This window comes from Facklamia sp. P13069, assembly GCF_050409405.1.
Classification (GTDB): Bacteria; Bacillota; Bacilli; order Lactobacillales; family Aerococcaceae; genus Facklamia.
Genome location: NZ_JBNUPN010000040.1, coordinates 1 through 7,850, shown reverse-complemented (window position 1 = coordinate 7,850; position 7,850 = coordinate 1). Strand labels below are relative to the sequence as shown.

Below are 7,850 nucleotides of genomic sequence, written 5' to 3'. Positions count from 1 at the left end.
TTGTTTAAACAACGTTTATAGTGGTTTTTCGGTTTGAGACTTATGATACAGCCCCGATTTTGTTTATTCATATTTTGTAAAGGTATCTTTAAAGTCATCTATATCTATAACTTGGTCATAACTTATTTCTGGATCGATATGATGCGCAACTTCTATCAAGATAATCGGTAAATCCGAAAGAATCTGACGAACACGCCGAGCGTTTTGAATATCTAAAGCAGCGGTTATCTCATCAGCTAGAACGATGTCCTTCTTTCTAAGCAAACAACGAACCAGTTCCAAACGCAGGCGTTGACCGCCTGAAATATTTTCACCATTATTTTCCAATTGATAATCCAATATAGCTGGGATTTCATTCGTTAAACCAACTTGATCTAAAAAATATAAAAGTTTATTATCTGGAAAATTCTGTCCCAAAGTTAAATTATCACGAATAGATCCGTGACTGAAAAAAGGATGTTGTGAAATATAGGCAATATTTCCTTGATATTCAAAGAATTCTTCGCCTTGATTATTGCGCACAAAAACACGTCCATTATCAGCACTTATTACTCCTGCTATGATCCTTAGTAAAGTGGATTTCCCAGAACCACTGGCGCCCTTTATCAAGACTTTGCTTGGCATGGATAAATTCAAGGAAAAATTTTTGAAGAGTACTCGCTCTTCACTATTTTTCGATATATTTTCCAAGACCAATTCAGCGACAGAATCTGCTGTAAAATATGTGTATTCAGAACCAGGATCTTCAAGTAAGCTATAAAGTTTATTTCTCACGTCACTTGAACGCTGAATATCAGAAATACTGTACATGATCGATTGAATGGGACCACTGAGATTCATAGTCGCGATATACATAGCTATCAAGCTAGCCGTAGTCAATTCAACGCCTTGTTTTTGTAGGAATAGCCCTACAGCTAAAGGCAGAACTTGACTAAAAAATACTAATGGACCGTTTAGAAAAAAGACGATATTACTGGTCCATTCATTTTTCCAGCGAGCATTTTCATATTCCTCATTAATGTTTTCAAGCAGAGATAATTTTTCTTTACTAGCACCATAAAAATAAAAGGTGTTCGCTCCTTTAAAAAAATCTCCTACAGATCGATGGAATTGCTTTTGTTTTTTTGAGAAAGCAGCACCACTATCTTGTAAATGACGATTCATCAAGAATTGCGGTAAAGGCCGAAGAAATGAGAAAGCTACAAAAAAGAGACCTAACCAAAAATTGTGCCACAGAATAAAAACGATTGTGGTACATAGCATAAATGCCTTTCCGATCATAATATCTACAGGAAGAAGAAAACGATCGTACAATAGCTCCATGTCTTGTGTAAGGATTGAAACTTTCTCATCATACATAATGGAATCTTTTAAAAATAATCGTTTCATTAATTGACTTTTTAATCTTATTTGTAAATGACGTTGTAGATTATTACTAACAAAATTAGCCAAGAGCATAGTGCTATAAAAAATCAAGTGTAAAATTAAACCATACACTATAAAGGAAAGAATCGTATCTGTAGTCAAATGCTCTTCGCGAATGTTTAGTAAACGCTCAAGTAGTAATGGCTTTATAAGCATTAAACCACTATTAAGTAACATTCCTATTAAAAAATAGATGAGTACATTCTTTTTAATATATTTCAGTATTTTCATAAGCAAGTCCACCTAAACTTCAATTATATTAGTTATATTTTTTTCACCCTATTAGCTTCAACTTATTATTATCCACTATAAATTTTTAAATGCTCGAACAGTAATTTCTCTCAATCAATGGTCATATATAAAGCCTTTCCTTTTCTCTTTATTGAAAGTTACGTGTGCAGATAGTGTCTATGCTTTTTACAATAGGCCATTTATTAAACGTTTTCAAAACTATTATACTAAAAAGCTTATTAAATGCGACGGAATCATTCAATAAGCAGATACACATTTAAATTATTGTTCGGTTATTCTAAAATTTGAATTTTCTTTTAATTATTTTTATAGTTGGTAAACAATTTAAATAGTAGATATAATTAAAGTAGACTCTTCAATAATCTTATTTTTCATAAAAAATTAATTAAAAACTCGATATGAACAAATTTTCATAAGGAGGCTATGATGTTATTTTCAACAATAATTTTTGGTTGGATAGGAATTTTGATATTTCTACTCATTCTTTTTAACTTTAAGAAGATGACAGAGAATAATGAGTATGCTCTATTGCATTTAATGCAAGCCATCATGTATGCTATGTGGCTTCCCTTACCATTTGTTCTCTATCAATTACTCGATTCTGATATTTTATTGGTAGGAAGTGTGTTTGGTTCAGTTTATTTAATTCTACTAGTAGCTGGAATGGCTCTGCAAACTGGTCATATAGCCTTTTTAGCCAAGTACAATGAAGATAAAAAAATAAGCGATAGTCAAACAAACTATATGATGGCGACATTATCTCTTCCCTATGAAGGCTTAGTTAATTTTTTCAAATGTTTATGGGCTATTTTCTTGGGGCTATGCTTTTGGCAGAAGGGAGAAGGCATAATGGCAGTGGTGATGTTTTTATTTGGACTGTTCATTTTTTATTATCCAATAATCATTTTAGATGCTAGTTTAGTAAAAAGTGTCAAGTTATTTGAAAAAATAAAGCCAAATACAGTGCTTGTTAATGTTGAAACTTTCTTGTTCTTCCTGACTCTAATGGTTTATATCACCTTTATTTTTGGAGCTTAATCTTTATTTTAAATGATAGATTGTAAAATTAATTGCGACAAATATTAAAAAACTCATAACAGGTTCGTGTAAAATGTAAGTAATCACACAAACACTAACACGGAGGACTGTTATGAGCTACACACATCTTACCATAGAAGAACGTTCGAAGATAGAAATACTTCATCAAGAAGGTTATCCAGTCAACCAAATCGCTAAGTTACTAAACCGACATCGCTCTACCATTTATCGTGAATTAGGAAGATGTATTTCTGGCGCTTATCAAGCAAGTACGGCTCATATGAATGCAGAGATTAAAGGTCAATCCAAAGGAAGAAACCCGAAGCATACTTCTGAATTGATTCAAGCGATTCAATCTAAACTACTACTCACTTGGTCCCCTGAACAGATAGTAGGACGTGATTATCAAGGAAAGCTTTCGTTTAAAACTATCTATAATTGGATTTATCAAGGAATTCTCCAAATCTCTCTCGATGTTCTCAGGCAAAAAGGAAAACGACGTAAAACGCCAGAAACTCGAGGGAAATTTAATATAGGGACTTCGATTACACAAAGACCTAAGGCAGTTAAGGATTGAAAAGAATTTGGTCATTGGGAATTAGACACCATGGTCTCTTCACGAGGAAAAAGCAAGGGATGTTTAGGAACCTTTGCCGAACGGAAAAGTCGTTTTTACCTGGCTTTATTGATGACAAACCGATCAAAAGATGCTATGCAAGGAGCTGTTGACAGCCTAATAGAAGTTTTACCGATTGAGGCGCTTAAATCATTTACTTCAGATCGTGGGAAAGAATTTGCTTGTTACCCGGAGATAGAAAATCATGGTATTAGCTTTTACTTTGCAGATGCTTACAGTGCTTGGCAAAGAGGAACGAATGAGAACTCAAATGGGTTGTTAAGAGAGTTCTTTCCAAAGAAAACAGATTTATCAAAAGTCACTCCAATACAGCTCTATGAAGCCTTGTGGCTAATCAATAATCGTCCTAGGAAATGTCTTAATTTTAAAACACCTTTTGAAGTATTTATGCACGAACTAGCATTACTTGAGTAAAATAATGTCGCACTTATTATTGCAATTCATCAAATAAAAAAAGGTGCTTAGATTTTACTCTAATCACCTAAACATTCTATGTGTTGCAACTTACTGCAACTTAAATTTTCTACTTCAACTTACTAAAAACCCTTATTTTACTGGCTTTATGTCTCAATCATACCTGCATAAATCATGACATTGCAACTTAATGCTATTCACTCAGTTACCAATGACCATTACTTCCTCTGCCTACATATTTTAGACTATCTATTTCTTTAATGGCTCTTTCTATAGTCTTTACACTAACTCCAGCTTCATCTGCAATTGCTTTTCTTGTAATCTTATCATTTTCTCTTATTTTTTCTTTTATAAATTCTGCAAGAGCTATCTTATCGTGAGCGACATCCTGAACGACACTGTGAGCGACACCACTTTTTCCAACTTTTTAAGTCGCTATTTTCTTCAAAGAAATTATCGTTCTAAAAATATTTCCCTCCTCGAACAGAGGATCAATACCTGAATATAGTCTTGTATATTTATATGTGTTTCTCATACCTGAACCAAGCTCATCAGCAAGTCCTATTTCTCTAAACACTTTTGAGATAGCAGGATTTTTAGGGAAAGACTCAAACTTTTGTAAGTCCAATGCCCCATTCCATGAGCTAAATTACTGTTTTCTATAATAATCTTCTCATCGTCAATATTCATTTTTGCAGGAAAACCGCTTGAATGATCTCTATGAGCCAATGTACTGGTTATAAGTTAAAACCACTTCTTTTATCTCATTTTCAATCGCCTCTAAAAAAATTTTCTTTGAAGATTTACCCTGTGCAATATCGGATAATTCCATTTCCCATTTTGCTGTTGTTTTTGCGGATTTAAAGACATCAGCAACAATTGTTACAAGGCTGATTCCCTTATGTGTAGCAATAAGGTTTTTCTTATCTCTCTCAATAAATCCCTTAAAGATTAGATTTTCAATAATTCCTGCTCTTGTTGCAGATGTTCCAAGTCCCTTTCGCTCAACTTCTACACATTTTTCCAATGCGTCATTTCCTGCAAGCTCCATAACCTTTAAAAGCGTATCTTCAGTAAAGTGTTTCGGTGGTGCTGTGTATTTTTCTTTTATCTCCTTGTTTTCAACATCAAGAATATCACCTATCTTTACATCAGGAAGAAGATTATCCTCACTTTTCTTTTTAATATATTCTTTTAGATACTTGGTAAATCCCTCATCAACAATCACTTTACCGCTACTTGTAAATTCAAATCCGTCAAATTCAGCAACAATCTTTGTTGTATTCTCAATTAAAGGATAGCCTACACTTGCATGTAGCTTACTTAAAACAAGTTCATATATTTTTAATTCACTTTCCGGAAGTGAAGTTAAGCACTCATTCATACTGCTTACTGTCGGTATAATTGCATGATGATCTGTAACCTTTTTCGAGTTAAAGACAACCTTAATGCGTTTTGTATCAAAATCATTCTTACCTAAGATATTGTTAATAGTGCTTGTAATCATATCTTCCGTAAGACAACGACTATCGGTTCTTGGATAGGTTATAAATTTCTTTTCATAAAGACTTTGAGCATAGTCAAGTGTTTGCTTTGCACTATATCCAAAATACTTATTACACTCTCTTTGAAGTGTTGTTAAATCAAATGGAAGCTCAGGTTTTGTTATCTTTTCCTTTTGAATAACATCTGTAATTTCAATCTTATCGCCCAATAAATTTAATAGCTGCTCAGCAATCTCTTTATCGTCAATTCTGTCAGTTGAAAGTGTAAATCCATTAAATGATAGCTCTACTGCATAGTATTTTTCTTTCTTAAAATTGACGATTTCATCATCACGATTAACAATCATAGCAAGTGTTGGCGTTTGTACTCTTCCTACGCTATAGTTTTGACTATATAAGCAAGAATAAAGTCTACTGATATTCATTCCAACGAGCCAATCTGCAATCGCTCTTGCTTGCGATGATTCAAAGAGATTATTGTAAGAACTCCCATCTTGTAGATTATCAAAACCCTCTTTAATTGCAGTATCTTCCATAGAGGAAATCCAAAGGCGTTTCATTTTCTTTTTACAATTTGCTTCGTTATATACAAGTCTAAAAATACTTTCTCCCTCACGACCTGCGTCGCAAGCATTTACCACAATGTCTATTTCCTTATCGTTCATCAACTTTTTGAGAATATTAAATTGTTTCTTGGTAGACTTTGCCGCCACATACTTATATTCTTTTGGAATAATCGGTAAATCCGCCATATTCCACTTAGCATATTTTTCATCATAAGCGTCGGGATTCGCCATTTGCACTAAATGACCTACACACCAACTTACCCTATAGCCATTTCCCTCATAATATCCTTCTTTCTTTTTTAGCTCCTATCACTTTAGCAATTGAAATTGCTACACTTGGTTTTTCTGCAATTACAAGTTTCATATATTTTTCCTCCCGTTTTCAATAGAAAAGGGCGAAAGATTTTACTCTCTCGCCCTTTGTTTGCACCAAATATTGTATAGTTTTTGGTGCATTATTTAATTTTTCCTACTAATTCTATTGTTGTATTTATTACATCATCAAAACTTATGTCTTTGGCATAGCTGAATCTTTTTTGATAATTAGCCCATCTTGTATTAATATCTTTCTCATTTTTTAATATGTTTAATACCTCAAGAATACTATCAACATCAAAATCTGTCCTTCTGTATCTAAATGTATTTTCACAAGCTTTCTTTAATCTTTCAAAATCAATTTCTTCTTTTTCCAAATGATACAGAATGTAAATATCATAAAAATCTTTACTTCTACTATTAAACACCCCTCTTTTATAGACTGTCTGAAGCTTCTCTGCAAGCATTGTTTCTATGTTGTAAGCACAAATATCAAAAACATCATCACTGAAAATACTCTTGTATTCATAAGATATTTCACTTGGTGTAATTGAATCTCCTGTTGCTATATCAAGAGGAATAATTTGTCTTATATTCTCTAATCTGCAAAGAATAGTAATTCTAAATCCACCATACTCATCTTCCTTGCGTATTTCATCTATCTTTTGAATTTCATAACTTATTCCTGTACCATCTTTCTTTTGAAACATTTTTTCAAATCTTTGTTTTATATTTTCTTCTGTAAGAGAAAATCGTCTTATCAAAAAATCAATATCTACAGTATTTCTCTGCCTAATACCAATTACATTCGCAAGTAAAAAACCACCTTTAAATATGAAATTTTCATTCTCATCACTGCTGGCAATTTTTCCTAAAATGCCTTCCAGAAAAAAGTGTGTTTGTATTGCGTTAAAGCTAAGTCTAGTCTCTTTTGATAGTTTTTGACACATAGCCCTTAATTTATCCTTATTCATAGATAACCTCCATTAGTTCTTTTACTTGTTCATATATCTTCATTTTTTTTGAATACTCGTAAAGTTTGTTCAAGTCCTTATTTTGGGAGCGTACATACCTGTTAATTGTTTTAGAAAATAGCTCTGCTTCAACTTCATTTCTATTTTTTATAAGGTCGCAAAGAGTTCTTTCCAGATCATAAACTTTAACTAAATTCCCAAATACGGTTTTACATTCTGTAACACCTAAATCATAAATATCTTTTGTTACATAATGTATTATTACATTCTCACTTATACGATGAGGATTGTAGCCTCTATATACTGTAATTTCCATTTCATTTGGAATTATATCCGTAAATTTATGAAGATACAGGGCAGATACATAAGAAAAAATAGGAACACTAAATCTACTATGAAAAAAGTAATATTCATCATAGTCTCCATTAGAATCTATATAAATCCCTCTACTTGCACGAGTTAGCTCTCCATTTTCAACCATTCGTGTAAGATATACGGTAGGAATACCTGAGTTTTTAACTTCCTTACTCGTAATAATTCCACCAGATTGTTTTATTTTTTCCCTTATTTTTTCTATATAATTCATAATACCACCCTTTGTTGTAATCGTGCTTACATTATATCGTTTTGTACGCACACTTGCAACAATAAATAGTTTTTAAAAAGTAATAATGTTAAACGTAAATGATAATGTCTCAAGAGAACACAAATCAAAATGTCCCAC

General features: G+C 32.5%; 4 protein-coding genes and 3 pseudogenes. 2 read left to right on the top strand and 5 right to left on the bottom strand.

Annotated features, from left to right (window positions below):
- Positions 1 to 63 precede the first annotated feature (63 nt).
- Positions 64 to 1,656, bottom strand: coding sequence for an ATP-binding cassette domain-containing protein (locus ACQV2T_RS08990; RefSeq protein ID WP_428885386.1), 1,593 nt, complete (start codon positions 1,654 to 1,656; stop codon positions 64 to 66).
- A gap of 447 nt (positions 1,657 to 2,103) precedes the next feature.
- On the opposite strand from ACQV2T_RS08990, the gene ACQV2T_RS08985 reads away from it, so the two are divergent.
- Positions 2,104 to 2,715, top strand: coding sequence for a hypothetical protein (locus ACQV2T_RS08985; RefSeq protein ID WP_428893568.1), 612 nt, complete (start codon positions 2,104 to 2,106; stop codon positions 2,713 to 2,715).
- A gap of 112 nt (positions 2,716 to 2,827) precedes the next feature.
- A pseudogene (locus tag ACQV2T_RS08980) lies at positions 2,828 to 3,766 on the top strand (IS30 family transposase).
- Between the two features lie 205 nt (positions 3,767 to 3,971).
- Here the strand turns inward: ACQV2T_RS08980 and ACQV2T_RS08975 are convergent.
- The 4 genes and pseudogenes from ACQV2T_RS08975 to ACQV2T_RS08960 form a co-directional block, all read right to left on the bottom strand.
- Positions 3,972 to 4,510: pseudogene (locus ACQV2T_RS08975) on the bottom strand (ATP-binding protein); the annotation flags it as partial.
- Positions 4,485 to 6,201, bottom strand: a pseudogene (locus ACQV2T_RS08970) (DNA topoisomerase 3). The pseudogenes ACQV2T_RS08970 and ACQV2T_RS08975, both read right to left, overlap by 26 nt.
- Before the next feature lie 91 nt (positions 6,202 to 6,292).
- Positions 6,293 to 7,126 carry a nucleotidyl transferase AbiEii/AbiGii toxin family protein gene (locus ACQV2T_RS08965; RefSeq protein WP_428893567.1) on the bottom strand — a complete coding sequence of 278 codons (834 nt, stop codon included), beginning with the start codon at positions 7,124 to 7,126 and terminating at the stop codon, positions 6,293 to 6,295.
- Positions 7,119 to 7,712 (bottom strand): type IV toxin-antitoxin system AbiEi family antitoxin domain-containing protein, encoded by a 594-nt coding sequence (locus tag ACQV2T_RS08960; protein ID WP_428885391.1) that lies wholly within the window; start codon positions 7,710 to 7,712, stop codon positions 7,119 to 7,121. Before ACQV2T_RS08960 ends, ACQV2T_RS08965 begins: the two co-directional genes overlap by 8 nt.
- Positions 7,713 to 7,850: the final 138 nt, after the last annotated feature.